21 protein-coding genes are annotated in these 22,583 nt (G+C 71.0%); 8 read left to right on the top strand and 13 right to left on the bottom strand.

From position 1 onward, the window contains the following. Positions 1 to 82: 82 nt before the first annotated feature. Positions 83 to 853, top strand: a complete 771-nt coding sequence (locus ACX9TP_RS23945; protein ID WP_482982047.1) for a 3-hydroxybutyrate dehydrogenase — start codon at positions 83 to 85, stop codon at positions 851 to 853. On the opposite strand, the gene ACX9TP_RS23950 is transcribed toward ACX9TP_RS23945, so the two are convergent. From ACX9TP_RS23950 to ACX9TP_RS23960, 3 genes are all read right to left on the bottom strand, one after another. Next, on the bottom strand, positions 807 to 2,171 hold the full coding sequence (locus ACX9TP_RS23950) for an MFS transporter (protein ID WP_482982048.1): 1,365 nt from the start codon (positions 2,169 to 2,171) through the stop codon (positions 807 to 809). The two genes, ACX9TP_RS23945 and ACX9TP_RS23950, sit on opposite strands and share 47 nt — an antisense overlap. Positions 2,172 to 2,200: 29 nt before the next feature. Then, a complete protein-coding gene (locus ACX9TP_RS23955) occupies positions 2,201 to 3,607 on the bottom strand; it encodes a hypothetical protein (protein WP_482982049.1) in 1,407 nt (468 codons plus the stop codon). A gap of 105 nt (positions 3,608 to 3,712) precedes the next feature. Further along, positions 3,713 to 5,134: an esterase/lipase family protein gene (locus ACX9TP_RS23960; protein WP_482982050.1), complete on the bottom strand. Its 1,422-nt coding sequence runs from the start codon at positions 5,132 to 5,134 to the stop codon at positions 3,713 to 3,715. 407 nt (positions 5,135 to 5,541) lie between these two features. Between ACX9TP_RS23960 and ACX9TP_RS23965 the strand changes: the two genes are divergently transcribed. Next, on the top strand, positions 5,542 to 6,765 hold the full coding sequence (locus ACX9TP_RS23965) for a threonine aldolase family protein (RefSeq protein ID WP_482982051.1): 1,224 nt from the start codon (positions 5,542 to 5,544) through the stop codon (positions 6,763 to 6,765). A 112-nt stretch (positions 6,766 to 6,877) separates the two neighbouring features. Then, on the top strand, positions 6,878 to 7,072 hold the full coding sequence (locus ACX9TP_RS23970; protein WP_482982052.1) for a hypothetical protein: 195 nt from the start codon (positions 6,878 to 6,880) through the stop codon (positions 7,070 to 7,072). Positions 7,073 to 7,117: 45 nt separating this feature from the next. On the opposite strand, the gene ACX9TP_RS23975 is transcribed toward ACX9TP_RS23970, so the two are convergent. Continuing rightward, positions 7,118 to 7,762: a glutathione S-transferase family protein gene (locus ACX9TP_RS23975; protein ID WP_482982053.1), complete on the bottom strand. Its 645-nt coding sequence runs from the start codon at positions 7,760 to 7,762 to the stop codon at positions 7,118 to 7,120. A 117-nt stretch (positions 7,763 to 7,879) separates the two neighbouring features. Between ACX9TP_RS23975 and ACX9TP_RS23980 the strand changes: the two genes are divergently transcribed. After that, complete coding sequence (locus ACX9TP_RS23980) at positions 7,880 to 8,467, top strand: TetR/AcrR family transcriptional regulator (RefSeq protein WP_482982054.1); 588 nt, start codon at positions 7,880 to 7,882, stop codon at positions 8,465 to 8,467. A 9-nt stretch (positions 8,468 to 8,476) separates the two neighbouring features. Here ACX9TP_RS23980 and ACX9TP_RS23985 read toward each other — a convergent pair whose 3' ends face one another. Together ACX9TP_RS23985 and ACX9TP_RS23990 are read right to left on the bottom strand one after the other, a co-directional pair. Further along, on the bottom strand, positions 8,477 to 9,718 hold the full coding sequence (locus tag ACX9TP_RS23985) for an MFS transporter (protein WP_482982055.1): 1,242 nt from the start codon (positions 9,716 to 9,718) through the stop codon (positions 8,477 to 8,479). A gap of 69 nt (positions 9,719 to 9,787) precedes the next feature. After that, on the bottom strand, positions 9,788 to 11,608 hold the full coding sequence (locus ACX9TP_RS23990) for an ATP-binding protein (RefSeq protein ID WP_482982056.1): 1,821 nt from the start codon (positions 11,606 to 11,608) through the stop codon (positions 9,788 to 9,790). A gap of 209 nt (positions 11,609 to 11,817) precedes the next feature. On the opposite strand from ACX9TP_RS23990, the gene ACX9TP_RS23995 reads away from it, so the two are divergent. Further along, complete coding sequence (locus ACX9TP_RS23995; protein WP_482982057.1) at positions 11,818 to 12,210, top strand: hypothetical protein; 393 nt, start codon at positions 11,818 to 11,820, stop codon at positions 12,208 to 12,210. 26 nt (positions 12,211 to 12,236) lie between these two features. After that, positions 12,237 to 12,536 (top strand): hypothetical protein, encoded by a 300-nt coding sequence (locus ACX9TP_RS24000; RefSeq protein WP_482982058.1) that lies wholly within the window; start codon positions 12,237 to 12,239, stop codon positions 12,534 to 12,536. A gap of 30 nt (positions 12,537 to 12,566) precedes the next feature. Here the strand turns inward: ACX9TP_RS24000 and ACX9TP_RS24005 are convergent, their stop codons facing one another. Beyond that, positions 12,567 to 13,241, bottom strand: a complete 675-nt coding sequence (locus ACX9TP_RS24005; protein WP_482982059.1) for a DUF2267 domain-containing protein — start codon at positions 13,239 to 13,241, stop codon at positions 12,567 to 12,569. 119 nt (positions 13,242 to 13,360) lie between these two features. On the opposite strand from ACX9TP_RS24005, the gene ACX9TP_RS24010 reads away from it, so the two are divergent. Beyond that, on the top strand, positions 13,361 to 14,686 hold the full coding sequence (locus ACX9TP_RS24010; protein WP_482982060.1) for a hypothetical protein: 1,326 nt from the start codon (positions 13,361 to 13,363) through the stop codon (positions 14,684 to 14,686). A gap of 4 nt (positions 14,687 to 14,690) precedes the next feature. Here the strand turns inward: ACX9TP_RS24010 and ACX9TP_RS24015 are convergent, their stop codons facing one another. Continuing rightward, complete coding sequence (locus tag ACX9TP_RS24015) at positions 14,691 to 16,118, bottom strand: M1 family aminopeptidase (RefSeq protein WP_482982061.1); 1,428 nt, start codon at positions 16,116 to 16,118, stop codon at positions 14,691 to 14,693. A gap of 135 nt (positions 16,119 to 16,253) precedes the next feature. Here ACX9TP_RS24015 and ACX9TP_RS24020 point away from each other — a divergent pair, with 135 nt between their 5' ends. Next, the gene (locus ACX9TP_RS24020) at positions 16,254 to 16,913 is read left to right on the top strand and encodes a YdeI/OmpD-associated family protein (protein WP_482982062.1); all 660 of its coding nucleotides are present in this window, start codon (positions 16,254 to 16,256) and stop codon (positions 16,911 to 16,913) included. Positions 16,914 to 16,915: 2 nt separating this feature from the next. Here ACX9TP_RS24020 and ACX9TP_RS24025 read toward each other — a convergent pair whose 3' ends face one another. Genes ACX9TP_RS24025 through ACX9TP_RS24045 form a run of 5 tightly spaced genes read right to left on the bottom strand, consistent with a single transcriptional unit; the run spans position 16,916 to position 21,965 of the window. Further along, positions 16,916 to 18,052, bottom strand: a complete 1,137-nt coding sequence (locus tag ACX9TP_RS24025; RefSeq protein ID WP_482982063.1) for an ABC transporter permease — start codon at positions 18,050 to 18,052, stop codon at positions 16,916 to 16,918. Positions 18,053 to 18,069: 17 nt separating this feature from the next. Beyond that, positions 18,070 to 19,200, bottom strand: a complete 1,131-nt coding sequence (locus ACX9TP_RS24030; protein WP_482982064.1) for an ABC transporter permease — start codon at positions 19,198 to 19,200, stop codon at positions 18,070 to 18,072. Positions 19,201 to 19,207: 7 nt separating this feature from the next. Beyond that, positions 19,208 to 20,146, bottom strand: coding sequence for an ABC transporter ATP-binding protein (locus ACX9TP_RS24035; RefSeq protein ID WP_482982065.1), 939 nt, complete (start codon positions 20,144 to 20,146; stop codon positions 19,208 to 19,210). Beyond that, positions 20,143 to 20,904 (bottom strand): ABC transporter ATP-binding protein, encoded by a 762-nt coding sequence (locus ACX9TP_RS24040; RefSeq protein ID WP_482982066.1) that lies wholly within the window; start codon positions 20,902 to 20,904, stop codon positions 20,143 to 20,145. Before ACX9TP_RS24040 ends, ACX9TP_RS24035 begins: the two co-directional genes overlap by 4 nt. After that, positions 20,901 to 21,965 carry an HlyD family secretion protein gene (locus tag ACX9TP_RS24045; RefSeq protein ID WP_482982067.1) on the bottom strand — a complete coding sequence of 355 codons (1,065 nt, stop codon included), beginning with the start codon at positions 21,963 to 21,965 and terminating at the stop codon, positions 20,901 to 20,903. The genes ACX9TP_RS24040 and ACX9TP_RS24045 overlap by 4 nt, the downstream gene beginning before the upstream one ends. Between the last annotated feature and the right edge of the window lie 618 nt (positions 21,966 to 22,583).

A 22,583-nucleotide genomic window follows, 5' to 3' on the forward strand; every position in this document is an offset into this window, starting at 1 on the left:
GCGGCGGCTGGCGGCAAGGAGCCATCGCCCGGGCATTGCCCTCCGCCCCGGCTTCCTCCACCATGGCGCGCGGAGGTGGAACGTGAATCAGGATTCAGGTCGTACCGCCCTCGTGACGGGCGCCGCGAACGGCATCGGCCTCGCGGTGGCGGAGAGCCTGGCGTCCCAGGGCGTGCGCGTGCTGCTGGCGGACCTCGACGAGGACGCAGGCACCATGGCGGCGAAGCGGCTTCCCGGGGCTCGCTTCCAGTGGGCGGACGTGTCGTCCCGCGAGGACTGCCGCGCCCTGGTGGCGACCGCCGAGCGCGAGTGGGGCCGGCTGGACATCCTCGTCAACAACGCGGGCCTCCAGCACGTGTCCCCGGTGGAGGAGTTCCCCGAGGACCGCTGGGAGCAGCTCATCCGCATCATGCTCGTCGGCCCGTTCCTGCTCACGCGCTACGCCCTGCCGCTGATGTACGCGCGCAAGTGGGGGCGCATCATCAACGTGTCCTCGCTCCACGGGCTCGTGGCCTCGCCGTACAAGTCCGCATACGTCTCCGCCAAGCACGGCCTCATGGGCCTGACGAAGACGGTGGCGCTCGAGGCCGCGGACAAGGGCGTGACGGTGAACGCCGTGTGCCCCAGCTACGTGCGCACGCCCCTGGTGGAGCGCCAGATTGCCGACCAGGCGCGCGTCCACGGAATCACCGAGGCGGAGGTCGTCGAGAAGGTCATGCTCGCCCCCGCCGCCGTGAAGCGGCTCCTCGAGCCCTCCGAGGTCGCCGCCTACATCTCCTTCCTGTGCTCCGACGCCGCGGGCGGCATCACCGGGGCGGCACAGGTGATGGACTGCGGCTGGACGGCTCGCTGAGCGCCGCGTCCGTAGCGCTGGTGGGGGGAGGGGCCTCCGTGAGGTCCTCCTGGAAGGTCTCCGCCGACAGCCAGACGGAGACCAGGGTGATGACGGCCAGCGCCACCATGTAGAGCGACACCGGCCACGCCTGTCCGCCCGAGCGCGCCAGCAGCGCGGTGGCGATGACAGGGGACAGGCCCCCGGCGAACACCGACGCCAATTGGTAGCCCAGCGACGCGCCGCTGTAGCGCACGCGGGTGCCGAACAGCTCGGAGAAGAAGCTTGCCTGCGGGCCGTACATGGCCGCGTGCGCGACGATGCCCAGGCAGATGGCCAGCCAGATGAGGCCCGTCTCCTTCGTGTCGAGCAGCCAGAAGAAGGGGAAGGCCATCAGCCCGCAGCCCACCGCGCCCGCCAGGTACACCGGCCGGCGCCCGAAGCGGTCCGACGCGGCGCCGAACGCCGGAATCGCCACCAGGTGCACCGACATGGCCACCAGCACCCCGTTGAGGAACGTGGAGCGCGGCAGCCCCAGCCGCTCGGTGCCGTACGAGAGGACGAACGTGGTGATGATGTAGAAGAAGCCGTTCTCCGCGAAGCGCGCCCCCATGGCCAGGAGGATCTGCTTCGGGTACGTCCGCAGCGCGTCCAGCACGGGGATGCGCGGGGCCTCGGCCTCCGGCTTGCGGTGCTGGAACACCGGGGACTCGGCCACGCGCAGCCGGATGAACACGCCCATGCCGATGAGCAACGCGCTGAGCAGGAAGGGGATGCGCCAGCCCCATGCGAGGAACTGCGCTTCCGGCAGGCGCGAGAAGACGGAGAACACGGCCGTGGCCAGCAGCATGCCCGCCGGGGCCCCCATCTGCGGCCAGCTCCCGTAGAAGCCCCGGCGATTCGGCGGCGCGTGCTCCACCGCCATCAGCACCGCGCCGCCCCACTCGCCGCCCAGGCCGAAGCCCTGCACCAGCCGCAGCAGCACGAGCAGCGCCGGGGCCCAGATGCCCAGCGTGTCGTAGGTGGGCAGCAGGCCCACCGCGAAGGTGGCCAGGCCCATCAACATCAGCGTGGCGCTGAGCATGGCCTTGCGGCCCAGCTTGTCGCCGTAGTGGCCGAACACCACGCCCCCCAGCGGACGGGCGACGAAGCCGACGGCGAAGGTGCCGAAGGCCGCCATCGTCCCCGCCAGCGGGTCCAGGGAGGGGAAGAAGAGGCGGTTGAACACCAGCGCCGCCGCCGTCCCGTAGAGGAAGAAGTCGTACCACTCGATGGCGGTGCCGATGAAGCTCGCCACCGCCACCTTGATGATGGAGTCCTGCCGCTGCGTGGGTTCCATGCCTTCCCCTCCCGGTTCCAACGACATGATTACAGCAGCAGGCGCAGCGTCATGAAGTACGAGGCGTCAATCTCGTCCTCCACGTTGTCCTGCTTCTTCTGGTAGCGCGCGTAGCGGGCGCCCAGCGCCACGTCCTCGGTGAACCAGTAGGTGCCACCGACGTTGAGGTACGTCTGCGTCGTGCGGGTGATGGGCTCGGTGGCGGGCGAGTCCCCGGTGGGCGGCACGAAGCTGGGCGAGCGGTCCGCCACGCGGGAGAACTGGAAGCCCACGCCCGAGCGGCCCTGCACGTTGAAGTCCACGCCGGCCGACAGCGACGTCGCCGTGTAGCGCGTGCCCAGCAGCTGGTCCGCGAAGCCCGGCGTGCTGTTGGTGACGTCGTTCTGTACGCGGGCGATGTTGAAGAACGGGGTGATGAAGAGGGGGATGCCCACATTCGTGTGCAGCTTGAACAGCACGTTGCCGCGCAGGTTGTTGCCGTGCAGCAGCGGGTCCGTGCGCGACGTCGTCTGGTAGTTCACGTCGAAGACCTGGGCCATGGCCTTGGCCTCGAACAGCTCGTGCGTGTACGTGACGGACGGGCTGAGCACCTGGAAGTGCAGGTCGTCATCCGGCTGGCCGTTGCGGTAGTTGCCCAGGGGCCGCTCCCAGAAGCGGCTGCCGCCGCCGAACGAGCCGCCCACCTGGTAGGAACTGGACGTGCTCAGCGGGTTGGCGGCCGTGAAGCCCAGGCCCACCCGGAAGCCCTTCCAGTCGTACGCCGCCTGCGCGCCCTGGCCGCGGTTGAAGCCGCTGTAGAGGAGCGGGTCTCGCGTGTACTTGTCCGCGAGCAGCGTGTCCGCGACGTGGGTGGAGATGTAGTCCACGCTGGCCGGGTCCACGACGATGCCGGCCTCCACCGTTGCATTCCAGCGCTGCAGGCGGATGACCTGGTCCCGGACGCTGAAGGACGCGGTGCCCTCCCACACGCCCGAGCCGTGCGCGCGGATGTTGCGCTCGAACTCGCTCTTGAAGGAGACGTACTGGCCCAGACGGCCCTCGAAGCCGAAGCGCGTGAGGGCCACCGTCGTCGCGCGGCTCTCGCGGTTGCGGTTGAGCGTCTGGATGAGGTTCTCCACGTGGATGCCGCCCGCGAGCGCGAGCACCGGCTTCACGTAGAAGGACTCGTTGCCCACCGCGATGCGCGGCCGGGCGACGGGCGGGGGCGTGGTGTCGATGACCTCGCTCGTGCCCGCCATCTCCTCGGCGGTGGGGACCTTCTCGGGCGTGTCGGCCTTCTCGGCCGGCGCGGGCGCGGGCGCGGGAGCCTCGCGGGTGTCGGCGGGCGCCGCCGGAGCGGCCTCCGTCGCTGCGGGAGCGGGGGACTGGGCCCAGGCGGCCGGCACGGTGCCCAGGGCCAGCGCGCACAGAGTCGCGGTGAAGGGGAGTCGCTTCATTGGGTGTGCTCGGGAAGGAGAGGGGAGACCACGACCGGCCCCGCCGCGTGACTTCACGCGGCGGGGCCGGCCCTGCTGCTTGGGGGGGAGGGGGGACTGCGCGCGCTACTGGGCGAGGTAGCGCAGCACCAGGTCCAGGCCCGCGCTGGAGCGCATGGAGCCGAAGTGGTTCGCGATGAAGCCCTTGTTGAAGTAGCCGCTGGTGTCGTAGTCGCTCAGCGTGGTGAGCGTGTTCGTCACGCAGCCCTCCATCTCGATGCGCGAGGCGGCCTCGGAGACGTAGAAGTCCTGGTAGTTGGTGCCCTTCGTCTTGTCCGTCATCGTGATGGTGAAGTACTTCACGACGTTGTTGCCGCACTGGCCCGTCTTGCCGAAGGCGTAGTCACCGTCCGCGCACGGGGTGGCGAAGAGATCCCGGGGGCCGTTGAGCGGCTTGTGGAAGTACGTCTGCACGTAGTTGGAGCGGCTGCCCATCTCGCAGACGATGGTGCCGCGCATGGTGTCATTGGCGGCGCAGAGTGAGTTGGGCTTGGTGTCGAAGGTAGACACGCCGTGGTTGGCGCCCGAGCCGAGGATGACGTGGCTCAGCTGCGGGAAGGGGTTGATGCCGCCCGAGCGGCCGGAGCTCCACTCCACGTACATGCGGCGCAGGGCATCCCGCGCGACGGTGACGCCCAGCGAGTGGCCGATGAGGGCCACCTTGCGGTTGGGGTTGTTCTTCATCACCGCCTTCACGAGCGACTGGAGGATGGGCGTGGCCCAGCCATGGTCGATGTTGCCCGCGGCGTTCTGCGTGTCGTTGTTGGTGGCCGGGTCGAGGGTGGTGACGAGGTCCGTGCGGAAGTCCACGGCGATGACGCGGTAGCGCAGCGCGATGAGCTTCTCGGCCAGCTGCTCCCGCGCGGTGGTGTCCGCGGTGAACTGCACGTTCTCCGTGGCGGTGTTGACGGAGGTGCCCGCCGGGAGGACGAACTTCTCCCAGGTGTGCGGGCGCGTGGAGTTGCCGTGCACCAGGATGACGATGGGCCGGGAGGTGTCCTCGTTGTTCTGGGTGTACTCCTTGGCCGCGCAGGGATAGCCGTCGATCTTCGCCCTGTCGCCTTCGATGTAGTCCGTGGCCGCGTTGGGGCCGCCGAAGGCCACCGCGCCGGTCCACTTGCCGTCGTTGTTGCCGTCCTTGTACGGCGTGGTGCCGGTGGTGTTGGCCTTGTCGTAGTAGAGGTTGTCCACCGAGCAGCCCTGGTGGTTCGTCAGCGGGCGGTAGTGGCCGTCAAAGGTGCGGTAGGTGGCCTGGGTCTGCGGCTCCAGGGTGGTGACCTCCGCCATCTCCTGCGCGTCCTGGATGGACCAGGTGGAGATGTCGATGCCCGCCGCCTGGACCTCCGACGTCTTCGCCGCGATGCGCTCGCGACAGGCCTTCACCTCGGCCGACGCCTCGTCGACGGGCGGCTTGTCCTCGCCCACGTCCTGGTTCTGACACGCCAGCCCGCACAGCCCGAAGACCACCGCCACAGCACGAATACTCATGCGACGCGTTGCCATTTGTAGCTCCGTTGCAATCGCTTACAGGGTTCGATGGAAGTGCGGGTGATTCCCCCGGCGAGGCGCACCGGATGGAGGGAAGCCCGGCCCGCGGCGTGGACACTCAGCGCCGCAAGTGAGGGATTCGTACCAAACCCGGAGCGTCGGGATCAAACCGGAGTTGAAGACTGATTCATCTTTCGGCCGCTTCGAGTTGAAGGCTGATTCAGTATTGCGGCGCGTCACGCACGGAAGTTGAAGCCTGATTCAGTATTGCAGTGCGTCGGGTATCGGGTGGCGTGAGGCTGTCGTCGCGGTGCGTCAGGTGTTGCGCAGCGAGTTGCCCATTGCGGCGCGTCATGGGTGTACGTTTCGCCCATGGACTCCGCCGTCACCAGGAAGGCGCACACCGAATGAATCCACGTCACCTCAGCCGGGGGGAGTTCCTCGCCCTCACCGGCCTGCTGTCCGGCTCGGCGCTGCTGCGTGGCACCGCGGAGGCCGCCACGCCCCCGGCTCCCGCGAAGAGCGCGCCCGCTGCACCGCCGTCGCGGGCGGAGATGGAGAAGGTGCGCCGCGAGTGCCGCGCGTCGCTGACGCTCGGCGGTCCGAGCGACCCGGGCGCGGAGCTCATCCGCATTGGCGAGTGGGTGAAGCGCCAGGGCATGTCGCGCGACTACTACGGCAATGGTGAGTTCATCCAGGCCTTCGAGAAGCGCGTCGCGGGCATGCTCGGCTTCGAGGACGGCTGCTACATGCCCACGGGCACCATGGGCCAGCTCTGCGTGCTGCGCATGTACGCGGACGCGAGCGGCAACCGGCGGGTGGGCGTGCATCCCTCGTCCCACCACGTGCTGCACGAGGACGACGCCCACGCGGTGCTGCACGGGCTGCGCGAGGTCATCCTCTGCCCGTGGACGCGCCCGGTGCTGGCCAGCGACGTGCGCGACGCGAAGGAGCCGCTCGGCACCGTCAGCGTGGAGCTGCCGGTGCGGTGGCTGGGCGGGCAGCTCCAGACGTGGGAGCAGCTGGAGGAGCTGAAGCGCACCTGCCGCGAGAAGGGCGTGAAGCTCCACATGGACGGCGCGCGGCTGTGGGAGAGCCAGCCCTACTACGGGCGCTCGTACGCGGACATCTGCCGCGGCTTCGACTCCGTCTACGTGTCCTTCTACAAGATGGTGGGCGCGCTCGGCGGGGCCATGGTGCTGGGCAGCGCCGACTTCGTCAAAACCGCGCGAGTCTGGCGACACCGGCACGGCGGCAACCTCTTCCAGATGCTGCCCTACGTGGCGTCCTCGGCCATGCGCCTGGATGAGGTGCTGCCCCGCATCCCCGAGTACGTGAAGCGCGCGAAGTCGCTGACGGAGGCGATTGCCGCCGACTCGCGCATCACCGTGCTGCCGCGCCCCGTGCAGACGAACATGTTCCGCGTCTACCTGCGCGGCGACCCGGCGGCGCTGTCCCGCCAGCGGGACAGGATTGCCCGCGAGGACAAGATCTGGGTGGCCGGCGGCTTCAGCACCACGCGCGTGCCCGGCGTCGTCGAGACGGAGCTGCAGGTGGGCGGGGAGGTGGGGAGCAACGTCAAGGACGCGGACATCGCGCGCGCCTTCTCGCGGCTGCTCGAAGGGGCGTGAGCGGCCGGACGGACGGAGAGCAGGCAGCCAGGCTCACCCGCGGAACGAAGCGCGCCCGACACTCCCGGGCGCGGTGGGTTGCGGAGGCGCCTTCCTGCGTTAACTCAGATGCATGACCGAAGTTCAGCCGACATCGCGTGACTACAAGATTCCGGAGGGCTGCCCCGTGTGCGCGGCGGACCTTCCGGTGCGAGTGTCCGCGTCCGGGCCGAGCGCCGTCTGCAAGCACTGCGGGTGGTTCGGCCGTCCTACCCTCACCGTCACCCATGGCGGGCTCCGCGTCTCCGTCGAGGGAGAGCGGGCCTAGCCCTTCCACGGGCCTCCGCCAGGGTGAAGCGGAGGCCCGTGTCCGTCAGTTCGCGTGCCGTTCGAACGCCGCCATCTGGGCCCTGAGCGCCCGCTGGAAGGCGGGCCGCGCCTCACAGCGCTCCTTGTAGGCCTTCAGCTTCGGCTCGGCGTCGAGCAGGTTCGTGTGGCGGAGGATGCGGAGCACCGTCGTCATCATCAGGTCGCCGACGGTGAAGCGGCCCTCCAGGTACTCGCGGTCTCCGAGACAGGTGGCCAGCTCTCCCAGCCGGCGCAGCGTGGCCTTCTCCACGTCCGGGCGGTGGAGCTTCGCCCACTCCTTGCCGGCGTTGAAGAGGTCGATCTCCGCGAGCTGCTGGACGTGGATTTCGATGGAGTTGAGCGCCGCGAAGACCCACGTCATCGCGCGTGCCCTGCCGGCCTCGTCGGAGGGGAAGAGCGTCTCGCTCCGGGACGCGACGTGGAGGACGATGGCGCCCGACTCGAAGAGCTCGAGGCCGTTCTCCTCGAAGATGGGCACTTGCCCGAACGGCTGGAGGGCGCGGTACTCGGCGGACGCCTGGATGTCCGGGTCGATGAGCCTCTCCTCGTAGGGCAGCCCGGCCTCCTCGAGCGCCCACCGCACCCGGAGGTCTCGCACCACGCCCTGTGCGAACGGCGGCACCCACTTGAACGCGCTGATGGTGATCATGTCCTGGTATCTCCCTTGACGGCGAGTGGCTTCAGGGGGCGACTCTGCGACGCCGCAAAATATGCTCAAGAACATATTTAGACGGTGCCCCAGGATGGGCCGTGAAGGAGGGATGTCATGCCGTATTCCGCCGAACACAAGGCGCGCACGCGCGCGAAGATCGTCGAGAGCGCGAGGGTGATGTTCAACCGTCACGGGTTCGACCAGGTGTCCATCGACGACGTCATGAAGTTCGCGGGGTTGACCCGCGGCGGCTTCTACAACCACTTCACGAGCAAGGACGAGCTGTACGCGGAGGCGGTGCGGAGCTTCACGACGTGCAATCCGTTCGCGCGGCTGCAGGAGGAGTCGGGCAGGGCCGTTCCGCCGCCTCCCCGGCTGGCACGCGAGCTGGTCGACCTGTACCTCTCGGATGAAATCCTGCGCGACGTCGACCAGCACTGCCCGCTCATCGCGCTGCCCTCGGATGTGGCCCGCGCCGGCCTGGAGCCCCGCGCCGCGTATACGACGCTGGTGGAGAACATGGGGCACGTCTTCAGGGCCGCGTTCCCGGAGAACGACGCCGATGCGGAGCGCAAGGCGCTCCTGATCGTCAGCCTCTGCGTCGGGGGCATGGTGCTGGCGCGGACCACGGATGACCCGCGCCTGCGGAAGAAGCTCCGTGCGACGGCGCGCGCGGAGGCACTTGCCGTGCTCGGGCGCTGACCGCCCGGCTCATTTGCGGACGGAGTCCAGCCGGTCCACGTTGCGCAGCTCCGGGAAGAGCCACGCCCAGAGCCCCACCACGACCAGCGTCCCCACCGCGCCCACCACCACCGCGTTCACCGCGCCCACGCTCTCGGCGAGCCCGCCCGCGCGGAACTCGCCCAGCTCGTTGGAGGCGCCGATGCACATCATGTTCACCGCGCCCACCCGGCCGCGCATGTCGTCCGGCGTGGCCAGCAGCTCCAGCGTGTGCCGCACCACCACGCTGACCATGTCGGCGGCGCCCGCCACCGCCAGCGCCACCAGCGACAGCGGCAGCGAGCGGCTCACGCCGAACACGAGCGTGGCGGCGCCGAAGAGCGTCACCGCGCCGAACATCTTCCACCCGGCGCGCTCACCCACCGGCCGCATCGCCAGGAACACCGCCACCACCGCGGCGCCCACCGCCGGCGCGCAGCGCAGCAGCCCCAGGCCCCAGGGCCCGGTGTGCAGCACGTCCCGCGCGTAGATGGGCAGCAGCGCCACCGCGCCGCCCAGCAGCACCGCGAACAAATCCAGGGTGATGCTGCCCAGCAGCAGCCGCTGCCGGCGCACGAAGTGCAGCCCCGCCACCAGCGTCGCGAAGGACAGCTTCTCCGTGGACGCGGGGCCCGTGCGCACCTTCAGCGAGAGAATCCACACCACCGTGAGCGCGCACAGCGAGGCGGACCCGAGATAGGCCCCCGTCGCCCCCAGCCACCCGTAGAGGACGCCGCCCACGGCCGGGCCGGCGATGGTGGCCACCTGCCACGTGGTGGAGCTGACCGCCACCGCCTTCGTCAGCTCCTCGCGCGGGACGAGGTGCGGCGTGAGCGCGGCGCCCGCCGGCGAGTAGAAGGCACGCGCGGAGCCGAAGATGACCAGCACCCCGTAGACGAAGCGCACGTCGCGGATGTGCCCCAGCGCGAAGGTGAGCAGCAGCAGGCTGCACAGCAGCATCACCCCCTGGCACACCGCGAGGATGGAGCGCCGGTCCACCCGGTCCGCCACCTGTCCGCCCACGAGGCTGAAGGCGAGGAAGGGGAGGAACTGGGCCAGGCCCGTATAGCCGAGCGCCAGCGCGCTCCCCGTCACCTCGTAGACCTGCCACCCGATGGCCACGGACTCGATCTGCATGGCGAGCACCGCGCACAGGCGTGCAATCTGGTACACGCGGAAGTCACGATGGCGGAAGACCGAGCGGGAAGGGGAGGCGTCGTCGAGGGCGGCCATGCTGGGACGGGGCTCTAACCCACGCGCCCCTCCCGCGCCACCCCGGCCGCGGCCTGCCCGCCCCCACCGTCAGTGGAGGACCGACGCCGGCTCGGAGGCCACCCGTCGCGGCAGCTCCACGGTGAAGGACGCGCCCATCCCCGGCTGGCTGGACACGGCGATGGTGCCCCCCATCCCCGCGAGGATTTCCCGGACGATCCACAGCCCCAGCCCCAGGCCGCCGTAGTGCTGCTCGGACACGGCGCGCTCGAAGCGCTCGAAGATGCGCGCCTGGTCCGCCTCCGCGATGCCGATGCCCTCGTCGCGGACGACGAGCCGCGCGGTGTGCTCATCCTCTGTCAGCTGGAGGGTGATGGGGCGCCCCTGCCCGTACTTGATGGCGTTGGCCAGCAGGTGGGTCATCACCTGCTCCAGGCGGCCCCGGTCCCACGTGCCGCTCGCGCTGCCCTCGGTGCGCATCACCAGCGTGCTCCCGCTGCGTGACAGCTCCTCGCGGAAGCGCATGGCCACCTCGCGCACCACCTCCGCCAGGTCCAGGTTCTCCAGGTGATAGGCCAGGCGGCCCTCCCGGACCCGGGCGAGGTCCAGCAATTCATCCACCAGGTGTCCCAGCCGCTCCACCTGTCGCGCGATGATATCCGCCTTGGAGAGGAGCACGCTGGAGGAGCAGGGCTTCTCGTCGTGGGTGATGCGCAGCAGCAGCTGGGACTGGAGCCGCAGCGTCATCAGCGGCGTGCGCAGCTCGTGCGAGGCGGTGGTGAGGAACCTGTCCCTGGCGCGGACCGCCTCGAGCAGCTCGTGGTTCATCCGGTGGTTGTCCACCGCCAGCGCCACGCGGCGCGCCACGTCCCGCGCCAGCTCCACCTCGGTGTCGCCCAGGCGGCGCGGGGGAATGGTGGTGAAGCTGATGGCGCCCAGCACCCGGCCGCGTCCCACCAGCGCCAGGCGGAGCGAGGAGCCCGCGGGGTCTCCCAGGCGGAGGTGGCCGGCCATCAGCTGCGAGTCGCCCGCGTCGGCCAGGAGGAGGCCGGGGGGCTCGGAGACGTCGCGCAGCCGCTCCTCCTCGCGCGGGTCCTGGTGGGCCACCGCCTCGCGGTGCAGCCGTCCGTCCTCCTGGAGCAGGTCGAGGACGCAGCCGTCGGCCACCAGGGGTACCGACAAGCGCACGGCCAGGGTGAGCGCGCGTCCCAGGTCCGTCTGCTCCGCGAGCGCGCTGCTCAACTCCGCCAGCAGGGCGAAGCGCTGACGCGCGGCCTCGGCCGTGACTCGCGCGGCCTCCGCGGCCCGGGCCTGTCCCTCCAGCTCGCGCGTGGCGCGCAGCTCAATCTCCGTCGTCGCCGAGGTCGCCAGGTCCGCGAGGATGGCCAGGTCGTCCTCGGTCCACCGGCGCGGCCCGGTATCGATGGCGCACAGGGTGCCGAGCACCTCTCCGTTCGGCGTCTTCAGCGGGAACCCGGCGTAGGCCACCACGCCGAGCTGATCCACGGCGAGGTTCTCCTTCAGCACTGGATCCTCGCGCGCGTCCTCGATGACGAGCGGCCGCCCGGTGGCCACCACGTGGATGCAGAAGGAGTGGGTGAGGGGCGTCTGCCGGACATCACACCAGGGAGCGGGCAGGCCCGTGCAGCTCTTGAAGAACTGCCTGTCCCTGTCGAGCAGCGTGACGAGCGCCACCGGCACGTGCAGCGCCCGCGTCGTCAGCCGCGTCAACCGGTCGAAGGCCTCCTCGGCGGGGCTGTCCAGCAGGGCCGTGCGCCGCAGGGCGTCCATCCGGCGCTGGCGGGTGATGATCTGCCGCAGCTCCTGCAGCTGGCTCTCCAGCTTCCCGGCGACCTGCCCGGAGGCCCCCTCGGGAGTACCGATGTCGTGTGAGCTGCTCTCCGGGTACATGCCCGCCCCCCCGCGCGTAGGGAATCGCCTCCCTTTCACCTACAGGGTGCTCACCCCGGCCCCCGAATGCCCGGTTCTCCGGCCCGAGCCCGCAGGCACGGGAGGCGACACCTGTTTTATAATAATCTGAAAATCAAGCATTGAGAGACATCCCTGACAGGCGGTACAGATCTCCGGCCGTCGGACTCATTCCAGGGAGACGTGTCGCCATGAACCTCAGGAGAAGCGCCGTCGTAGTGGGTGTCTCGGGATTGCTGGCCGTGATGCCGGGCTGTGGAAGCGAGCCCGCCGCGGACGGAGCGCGTGCCGTGGAGGAAGGTCCGGACGAGCGGGGCGGCACGGTGACGGAGCTGGCCTACACGGACCACGCCATCATCACGTGTCAGAGCGCGACGATGTACGGCAACTACTCGACGACGGCGGGGCCGCAGAATCCCATCCGCACGCTGTACTACGGCGACAAGGTCGGCATCCGCCAGAACGCGGGCACGGCCTCCTGGGCCGTCATCCTCGACTACGGGCCGGACGACTGGGGCTACCTGCTCCGCTCGTGCATGACCCGCTGCTACGGCGCCAACAACCCCATCGCGGGCTGCTTCTGAGCCCGCCGCGCTTCGAGGAGGACGACATGACGACGAACCGGACCGTGTTGCCGTACGTGGCGCGCGTGGCGCTGGTGGCGCTCTGCGCGGTGGGCGCGTGGCAGGCCTTCAAGGTGACGCCCGCGTGGGCGGGGACGCGGCTGACCGTGTGCGCGCAGGACCTGTACGTCCGCGACGCCCCGGCGGGCATCTTCATCGGCACGCTCTATTACGGGCAGTCGATGGAGGTGACGAAGTACTCGCCCAGCGGTGAGTGGGCGTACGGCTTCGCCTACGGCAACGTGAACAAGTGGGGCTGGGTGCAGAACGGCTGGTTCTGCCGGTAGGCCCCCAGTCGCGCGCGGCGTCAGTCGGCGTCAGTCCTCTTCGTCGCCGCGCGCGAGCCTCGCGCCCGGGTGGCCCGTCGCCAGCGTCGAGTGCTGGCGCTCCTGCGAGAGCCCGGAGGCGCTCGACAGCGACGAGTGCTCGCGCTCCTGCGTCAGCCCATGGGCGCTGGACAGCTTGGTGTCCCCGTGCGGGTTGTCCGCCCTCACCACCGAGTGCGTGTGCGCCCGCTCCAGCCGGGTCCTCGACAGCGGGTGCTGACTTCCCGGCTGGCCTTCGGCGAGGGAGTGGTGGGTGGACTCGACGTGGACATACTCGAAGCGCTCGCGCGGCTCGCGAGGCGTGAAGAGGGCGCCGAGGGCTCCCGGCAGGTCCTCGTGGAGCCGGTGCAGCGCGCCTTCGGAGAGCGCCTCGGCCAGCGCCTGACAGACGACGCCGGTGTGCTCCACCGCGAAGCCCGCACGGACGTGCTCGCGTCCGGCGACCCGCGCGTAGAGCGTGCCCTCGTCGAAGTCCTGGCCGGGGTCCTCGGTTCGCAGCATGCCCGCCACCGGGGCGGGAAGGTCCTCGGCCAGCCGCCGGACCTCCCGCCGACCGAGCCGCTCGCCCACGACGCCGAGCACGGCCCGCGCGACATGGGCGGCCTCTTCGGGGCCGGACAGCCCCGCACGTTCAGCGACTCGCGCCAGGAATTCGTCGTGCGTCATGCTCGCCGTCCTCCAATCCCGAAGACGGTGTGCATGCCCACGCCCTCGCGCCCGGGCTCCGCTGCCCGGTGGCCCCGCGAGGAGCGGGGAGGGGCCCCGTGCTACCGTCCCGTCCCCGAATGAGCTCCCACACCCCCATCGCAGCACGTCCCACCCTCGCCGCGCTCTGCCTCGTGCTGCTGTCCGTGCTCGCGGGTTGCCGCAAGTCGGACGCCGAGCGGGCCGCCGAGGAGCGGGCGGAAATCGACAAGAAGCTCCGCGACTCCTACGCGCTCGTGCCCTACCGCGCCTTCAAGCTGACCATCCGCGCCGAGGGCCAGCCGAACGCGCCCGAGGAGGTCGCCGCGCTCTGGAAGGCGGCCGAGGCGACGCGGGCGCTGCCGGAGAAGGCTGTCAGCGAGGAGGATGCCCGACGGATGGCCCGGACGTACCTGGACCTGGCCATCGCCTTCTACAAGGCGAAGAAGACGCTGGAGAAGCGCGACGAGGACGAGTTCCCCCTGCTGTGGAACCGCTTCGTGCCGGAAGCGCCGGGCCCCCTGCCGGGCTACGACGCGGGGCAGGAGCACGCCGTCCTCGCCGCCGTCTGGATGGTGCTCGACAACGCCGACCGGGGAAACCGCATCCCCGCCACGGACGTGGTGTTCTACGAGCTGTCGCGCTCCACGCCCCAGCCCTCGTGGCCGGCGGGCCTGCGCACCGCCGTCCAGGGCAACCGCGGCCTCGCGTTCTGCGGCGCCGGCTACCACTACGCGGCCGAGGAGGAGCTGAACGCCTTCGTCTCCGGGGTGGAGACCCTGCCGCTGGATGAGTTCCCCGCGACGGCGAGCGTCACGTCCGCGCAGTACCGCGAGACGCTGCTCGCCGCCGGCTACTTCGCGCGCGCGTGGAACCGCATGGGGCTCAAGCGCGAGCGCGCCGCGGAGGACGACATCGAGCGCGGCCTGGGCTCGCTGGAGCGGCTGGGCGTGGAGAACGAGCTGACGTGGTGGGGCTGGGCCTTCATCCACTTCCGCCGCGAGCGCTACGAGGAGTCGGCGAAGTACCTCGACAAGCTGGCCGCCAGCCCCTACCTCGGCGCCGCCGAGCAGAAGGAGATCCACGCCAACGCGGAGGAGATGCGCAAGCACGGCAAGAAGCTGCCCATCTTCCTGCAGGCCCGCGCCGCCGTCATCCTGGGCCAGGCGCTCATCGCCCGGGCGGGCGGGTTGGAGCACATCCTCGTCACCGTGCTCGGCCCGGAGAAGGCGAAGCAGGTCTACGCGCCCATCGCCTGGATGGACCGCGTGCGCCAGGGCATGAGCGCCGTCTCCGTGGACACGGTGGCCCGCGAGGCCGGCGACACGCTGAACGCGGCGAAGGAGGTCGGCGGCAAGGGGCTGGAGGCGCTGAAGAAGAAGCTGGGTGGGGGCTCGGACTCCACCGCGGAGTCCGGCCCCCAGTAGTCGCTCAGGGGGCCTCGGCGGGAATCCCCAGGCTGCGCAGCCACGCGTTGGCGAGCGGCGTCGGGTCCTGGCCCGTCTCCGCCTTCACGAGGTCCAGCAGCTGCTGCATGCGGGCGGTGCGGCCCACGTGCTGGCGGTAGAAGCGGGACAGCACGCGGTCGATGGCCGCGGTGCCAATCTGCTTCTCCAGCTCGCGGTAGAAGAAGGCGCCCTTCTTGTAGGGGATGTTGGACCAGAGCGGGTGATTGAGGATGTCAATCACGTTGCAGGTGGTGTCCGGCAGCGCGAGCGTGTCGCCGCGGGAGACGGCGCGCTCCAGCTCGCCCCTCCACTGCACCCAGACGGCCGCCTCGGCATCCGCGCCCTCGGTGGCGCGCACGGAGCGGGCGGTGAGGTACTCGGCGGTGCCCTCGGAGAGGACGAAGTCCTCCCAGCACTGGATGCGCACGCCGTTGCCGTACCAGCCGTGGGCGGCCTCGTGCTGGTGCACCAGCTTGTCCTCCATGGCGTCCGACGCCACGTGCCAGTACGGGTGGTGCTCCATGCCGCCGTACGCGCCGGGGCCCCAGTTGGCGGACACCGAGCCCACCTTGCGGCCGAAGGTGTACGGGCCGTACTGCCGCTCGAAGAAGTCCACCGAGTCCTTCAGGTGGAGCGTGCCCGAGGTGGCCACGGCCGCCTCACCGGGCAGGTGCCAGACGGAGACCTGCGTCCCCGCGGTGGTGTGGCCCAGGGGCAGCTCGGTGTAGTCGCCCACCGCCCACGCCAGCATGTAGGCCGGGGCGTCCGCGGGGACCTGGGTGGGGTACACGGCCTTCTTGCCCGCGGGGAGGTTGCCCACCTTCAGCGAGAACTTCACGCCGTCCGCCAGCGCCGGGTGGCAGGGGTAGAGGTTCTCGCAGAAGGACGGCCACGTGAAGGTGCTGCCGGTGGGCATGTAGCCGTCGAAGTTCGGCGACTCGGAGAAGGTGTAGTCGACGAGGACGGTGCTCGCCCACAGCGGCATGCCGATGTCGAGCTGCCCGTCCTGCACGGTGTAGTTCAGCGGGCCGCAGCGGCTGCGCACGCCGGTGACGACGAGGTTGCCGACCTTCAGCGACAGGCCCGTCGCGAGCGCCGGAGACACCTGGATGGCGGCCGTGGCGCTCAGCGTGCCGAGCTTCACGTCCAGCGCCGTGGTGAGGATGTTGCGCGACAGGCTCGCCCGGGGCTGGGGCAGCGGCAGCCGGTCCACGATGGCGCACAGCTCGGCGCACCCGCTGAACTGCGCGCCCTCCGAGAGCGCGGGGCAGGCCAGGGACTCCTGCGTCTCGCCCAGCACCTCGGCTTCGGGGGCAGGGGAGACTTCAGGGCCGGCGGGCTCCGTGGGGCCGCAGGCCCAGAGGCTCGTGAAGGACAGCAGGACGGCGACTCTTCTCGCTACGATGGTCATGTATGTTTTCCAGGAAAGGCTCGTAACTCCTGGGCCCTCCTAGCACACCTCCAGGCCCGGATTTGAGGACGTCGCGGGTGGTGGGGCCGCCGCGCGCCGTGGTATCCGACCGTTCCCGCCAGGAGCCCGACAACGATGCCCGCGACGAAGAAGGCCGTGGTGAAGCAGACGCCCGCGAAGAAGGCCGTGGTGAAGCGCTCTACGGACACGAAGGCCGCGCCGAAGGCGGAGCTGCCCATCATCCCGTTCGAGAGCCAGCGCGCGTGGGAGACGTGGCTCGAGGCGAACCATGCGTCGTCGCGCGGGGTGTGGCTGAAGCTCGCGAAGAAGGCGACGGGCGTGGCGTCCGTCACCTATCCGGAGGCGCTGGACGTGGCGCTCGCGTGGGGCTGGATTGATGGCCAGAAGGGGAGCTTCGACGACGCGTGGTGGCTGCAGAAGTTCACCCCGCGCGGGGTGAAGAGCGTCTGGTCGAAGGTGAACCGCGAGAAGGTGGCGGCCCTCGTCGCCGCGGGGAAGATGCGGCCCTCCGGGCTCGCGGCGGTGGAGCTCGCGAAGAACGACGGGCGCTGGGACGCGGCCTACGACTCACCGAGCAAGGTCACCGTGCCGGAGGACCTGGCGGCGGCCCTGGCCGCCAATCCCAAGGCCTCCGCGTTCTTCGCCACGCTCAACGCCGCCAACCGCTACGCCATCCTGTGGCGCGTCCACACCGCGAAGAAGGCGGAGACGCGGGCGCGGCGCATCGCGGACTTCGTGGAGATGCTCGCCCGGCACGAGTCGCTGCACGCCTGACGTCACGCCGACGTCTTGCGGAAGCGGCGAGACGCCAGGCCCATCACCATGGCGCCGAAGACGCCCAGGAGCAGCACCTGCCGCCAGAGGTCGGCCAGGCCCGCGCTCTTGAGCAGCGTGCCGCGAAGCACCTCCACGTAGTAGCGCACCGGGTTGAGGTACGTCACCCACGCCAGCCAGTCCGGCATGGCGTGAATCGGCGTCATGACGCCTGACAGCAGCACCGCGGGGAGCAGGAAGAGGAAGCCTCCGACGAAGGCCTGCTGCTGCGTGCGGCTCAGCGTTGCGATGAGGAGCCCCACGCCCAGCGTGGACAGCAGGTAGAGCAGGGTGGCCAGCGCCACCAGCCCCAGGTTCCCCCGCAGCGGCACCTTGAACACCCAGGCGCCCACGCTCAGCGCCAGGCCCACGTCCACCAGGCCGATGAGGACGAACGGCGTCACCTTGCCCGCCATCAGCACGCCGGGCCGCAGGGGCGTCACCTGGAGCTGCTCCAGCGTGCCGCTCTCCCGCTCGCGGGCCAGCCCCATGGCCATGATGATGGTGGTGACGACGAGCAGCAGCATCGCCGCGATGCCGGGCACCACGTACACCGCCGTGGACAGCTCCGGGTTGTAGAGGACGCGCGGCACCAGCTCCACCGGGGGGCGGAGCGGAAGCTCTCCCCGGGCCACGGCGTCCGTCTGCATGAGCCGCGCGGCCCGCTGCGCCGCGTGCCGCGCCACCGCGTCCACCGCCACGCCCGAGCGCACCGGGTCCGAGCCGTCCACCAGCGCCTGCACCTGGGCCCCGCTTCCGCGCAGCACGTCCTCCTGGAACTCCGGGGGGAACACCAGCGCCACGGACGCCTCGCCGTGCTCCAGCAGCTCCTGCGCCGTGCGCTCGTCGTGGAGCTCCGCCTTCAGGTCCAGGGTGTCGCCGGCCAGGAGCGTGCGCGCGTAGTCGCGGCTCTCCGAGGTGTTGTCGCGGTCCACCACCGCCGTGGGCACGTGGCGCACGTCGAAGTTCACCGCGAAGCCGAGGACGAACAGCTGCATCAGCGGAGCAATCGTGAGCAGCGCCATCACCCGCCTGTCCCGCACCGTCTGGCGGACTTCCTTCACCACCACGGCCCGGTACTGCACGACCAGAGGATGCATGTGTCCCAGCCCTCCCTTCAGTCCAGCCGCCGCTGGAAGCGGCGCGTGGCCAGCGTCAGCATCACCGTCGCGAACAGGGCCATGGCGAGCAGCTGCGGCCACAGCACGTCCACGCCATTGCCCCGCAGCAGCACCCCGCGCAGCGTGCTCACGAAGTACCGCGCCGGAATCAACATGCTCACCACCTTCAGCGGCGGGGGCAGGTTCTCAATCGGGAAGATGAAGCCCGACAGCAGCATGGACGGCAGCACGGACGTCATGGTCGCCACCTGCGTGGCCACCACCTGGTTGCGCGTCACCACGGAGATGAGCAGCCCCTGGCCCAGCATGCCGATGAGGAACAGCAGCGCCCCCAGCCCCAGCGCCACCACGCTGCCGCGCACCGGCACGTCGAACACCCACGCGCCCGCCGTCAGCACCAGCAGCACCTGGAGCAGGCCGATGCCGAGGTACGGCAAGAGCTTGCCCACGACGATTTCCAGCCGTGCCACCGGCGTGGCGAAGAGCTGCTCCATGGAGCCCCGCTCCCACTCGCGCGCCACGGTGAGGGCGGTGATGAGCACCGCGACGATGGCCAGCAGGTACGACGCCAGCCCGGGCACCAGGAACAGCGCGGAGCGGCTGTTGGGGTTGAACAGCGTTCGCACCCGCACCTCCAGCGGAGGCGCCCGCGGCGCCCCGCCCGTGAGCTTCCGGCTCGCCGCTTCCACCAGCGCCTGGGCCTTGGCCAGCGCCTGCGTGGCGGTGTTGCCGTCCGCCCCGTCGACCAGGAGCTGCACCTGGGCGCCCCCGCCCGCCACGTCCTCGGCGAAGCCCCGGGGCACCACCAGCACGGCAATGGCATTGCCGCGCCGCAGCTCGCGCAGCCCGTCCTCCGGGGAGGTGCCCTCCCACTGGAGGATGAACTCCTCCGACGCCGTCACGTGGCGCACCAGCTCGCGCGACTGTGCGGTCCGGTCCTGGTCCACGACGGCCAGGCCCAGGTGGTCCACGTCGAAGCTGATGCCGAACCCGAACAGCACCAGCAGCAGCACCGGCATGGCCAGCGCCAGGTAGAGGGTGCGGATGTCCCGGCGGATGTGCAGCACCTCCTTGCCGGCCATGGCGAGGATGCGGCCCACCGTGCGGCTCGCGTGTGAAGTAGCCATGGCGGCTTCAGTCCTCCCCTCGTTGCGCCCCGGCGGTGAGCGCCAGGAAGACGTCGTCCAGCGTGGGCGCGGACTCCTCCAGTTCCAGCGGGTCCACGCCCTTCGCGCGCAGCCAGCGCCCGAGCGTCTCCGCCGTCAGCCGCTCCGGGTCCACCCGCACCGTGGCCCCCGAGCCGAAGCGGCTCACGTCCAGCACGCCGGGCTCGCCGCGCAGCGCGTCCAGCGCGGGGGCGAGGTGGGGGCCTCGCACCTCGAGGACGCGGCCCGGGGCGTGCGTGCGCTTGAGGCCCTCCGGGGTGTCCAGCGCCACCAGCCGCCCGTCCACCATGATGCCGATGCGCGCGCAGTACTCCGCCTCGTCCATGTAGTGCGTGGTGACGAAGACGGTGGTGCCGCCCGCGGCCAGCTCGCGGATGAGCGCCCAGAAGGAGCGGCGCTGCACCGGGTCCACGCCCGCGGTGGGCTCGTCCAGGAAGACGATGCGTGGGCGGTGCAGCACCGCGCTGGCCAGGGCCACGCGCTGCTGGAGGCCGCCCGGCAGCGAGCCCGTCACCTCGTCCTGGATGGCACCGAGCTGCATCCGCTCCAGCATCTCGCCGATGCGCGTCGCCAGCTCGCGTCCGTGCGCGCCGTACGCCGAGGCGAAGAACTCGAGATTCGCCCGCACCGTCAGGTCCAGGTACAGCGAGAAGCGCTGGGACATGTAGCCGATGCCGGCCTTCACGCGCTCCGGCGCTTCGCTCACGTCATGGCCCGCCACCCGCGCATGGCCGCCCGTGGGCTTCAGGAGCCCGCACAGCATGCGGATGGTGGTGGACTTGCCGGCGCCATTCGCGCCCAGGTAGCCGAAGATTTCCCCGGCCCCCACGGTGAAGCTCACGTCGTTCACCGCGGTGAAGTCGCCGAAGCGCCGCGTCAGGTGCTCCACCTCGATGGCGGTGCTCATGCGGCCCTCCCGCCGGTGCCGTTGCGCCGCTCGACGAGCGCGAGGAACACCGCCTCGAAGTTGGACGCCGCCACGCCGTGCTGGCGCGCCAGCTCCCGGGGCCCGCCCTCGGCGATGAGCTCGCCCGCGTACAGCAGCCCCACGCGGTGGCAGCGCGCCGCCTCGTCCATGTACGGCGTGGACACAATCAGCGTCATGCCGTCGTGGACCAGCGTGTAGAGCAGCTCCCACAGCTCCCGGCGGCTCACCGGGTCCACGCCGTTGGTGGGCTCGTCCAGCAGCAGCACCCGCGGCCGGTGGAGCAGGGCGCACGCCAGCGCCAGCTTCTTGTACATGCCGCCGGAGAGCGCATCCGCCCGCCGCTCCGTGAAGCGCCCCAGCCGGGTGATGTCCAGCAGCCGCTCGCGCCGGGAGGCGAAGTCTTCTTTCGACAGGCCGAACAGCCGCGCGAAGAAGTGGAGGTTCTCATCCACGCTCAGGTCGCCGTACAGGGTGTTGCGCTGCGGCACCAGGCCCAGCCCCTCGCGCACCTGGGAGCGGGGATTCGTGGGGTCCTCACCCAGCATCCGCACGCGGCCGCCGTCCGCGCGCAACAGGCCCGCCATCAGCCGGATGGCCGTCGTCTTCCCCGCGCCGTCCGGGCCCACCAGGCCGTACACCTCGCAGTGGCCCACCGCCAGCGACACGCCCCGCAGGGCCTGCGTGGCGCCGAAGCCCTTGCGCACGTCCTCGAGCGCGACGTCCGGCGCCTCGCTCACGGCCGCTGCTCCGCCACGGCCGGACCCTGCCCGGGAGCCAGCGTGATTTCCACCGGCATGCCCGGCAGGAGCAGCCCCTCCGGCGCGTCGATGTGCACCTCGACGGGATATACGAGCCTGTCCCTGTCACTGCGCGTCTGCACGTTGCGCGGCGTGAAGGCCGCCTCGCGCGCCACGGTGACCACGCGGGCGGGGAAGGTGCGGTCCGGGTACGCGTCCGCGCGCACCGTGGCCTCCTGCCCGGGGTGCGCCGCGGCCAGCTCCGCGTTGGGCAGGTAGAAGGTGGCCTTGGGCCGGGCCGTGTCCACCAGCCGCGCCACCACCGCGCCCGGCAGGGCCAGCTCACCCGGCTCCAGCGCCAGCGTCTCCACCGTGCCCGCCATGGGCGCGCGCAGCTCGCACTCCGCGGCGGTGACGCGGGCGCGGCGCAGCGTGGCCTCGGCGGCCTCCACCGCGCGCACGGCGGCCTCCGCCTGCTGCAGGCTGGCGCGCTCCTGCTCCATGGCGGCCCGCGCCTGACGCCCGGCGGCCGTGCTGGAGTGACGCGCGGCCTCCAGTTGCTGCTCCAGCGACGCGGCCCGGGCCTTCGCCTCATCCAGCGCCGCCTCCGTGGTGGCCCCGCCCATCTGCTGGAGGCGCTCCGCCTGCCGCTTCGCCAGGCCCTGCTGGTCCGCCAGCGAGGCAATCTGCGCCTGGCTGCCGGAGGCCTGCGCGGCGACGGCCTCGGTGTTGCGGCCGGCGGCCAGGGAGGCGGCCCGTGCCGCGTCCGCCTGCGCCCGCGCCATGGCCAGCCGGGCCTCCATCTCCGCCAGGCCCGCCTCCGGCTCCGTGCAGTCGAGCGTGACGAGCAGCGCGCCTTTGGCCACCCGGGCGCCTTCCTCCACATGCCGCGCCAGCACGCGGGCGTTGATGCGGGCGCGCACGTCCACGCCCGTGCCCTCCACCACGCCCGAGCCGCCCGCGGGCCCTTCCGCCGCCCGGCGGTCCTTCAGGATGCGCAACCCCAGCAGGGCGCCGAGCGCTCCCACCAGGACCACGAACAACAGGACGGCACGTCGCATGGACTCTCCCCTCGAAGCCGCGGCACGTCGCGCGGTGACGGGGAAGCGCATGGCAAGCCTCATGCCGTGAGCGCGTCAGTCGGAGGGAGTGCCCGGGTGTCGGATGCCCGCGCGCTCTCCCTGCCGGAAACCCGGCACCCCCGCCGGAAGGCCGACGGCTCTCCTCCTGGCCCGGCGTCCACATTCCCCCTGCCACCACCCCATCCGGAGGAAAGCTGCGCATGCACCGCATGCGGGGCTCCCTCCGAGGGGGCGGGTCCTTCGCTACCGCTTCTTCATGCTTCTTCACGGGCTCGGGCGAAGGGCTGCGTGGCACCTTGCGCCCGTCCTCTTCCCCTGGGGAAGAGGGGCCGCCGGTGGCGGCCATGGGCGGTGGCATCACCATTGCTCAGCGAGTCGTGCGCCACATCCCGTGCGCACCCGAGGAAGGGGAAGACGCCCCATGCTGCTCGACATGTACCTGTTCTTCTGTCTGCCGCTCCCGAGCCCCACGCGCGCAGCCGCCAGGGCGTCGCCCCGGGCGAAGGGCGGCTCCGGAAGGCAGTCTTCACCCGGGAGCCGGAAGCCGTCGCGCCAGGGGGAGGACGGAGGCGGGCAGGGCGGCAAGGGGACGCGCGG

Source organism: Pyxidicoccus sp. M15, from assembly GCF_056858435.1.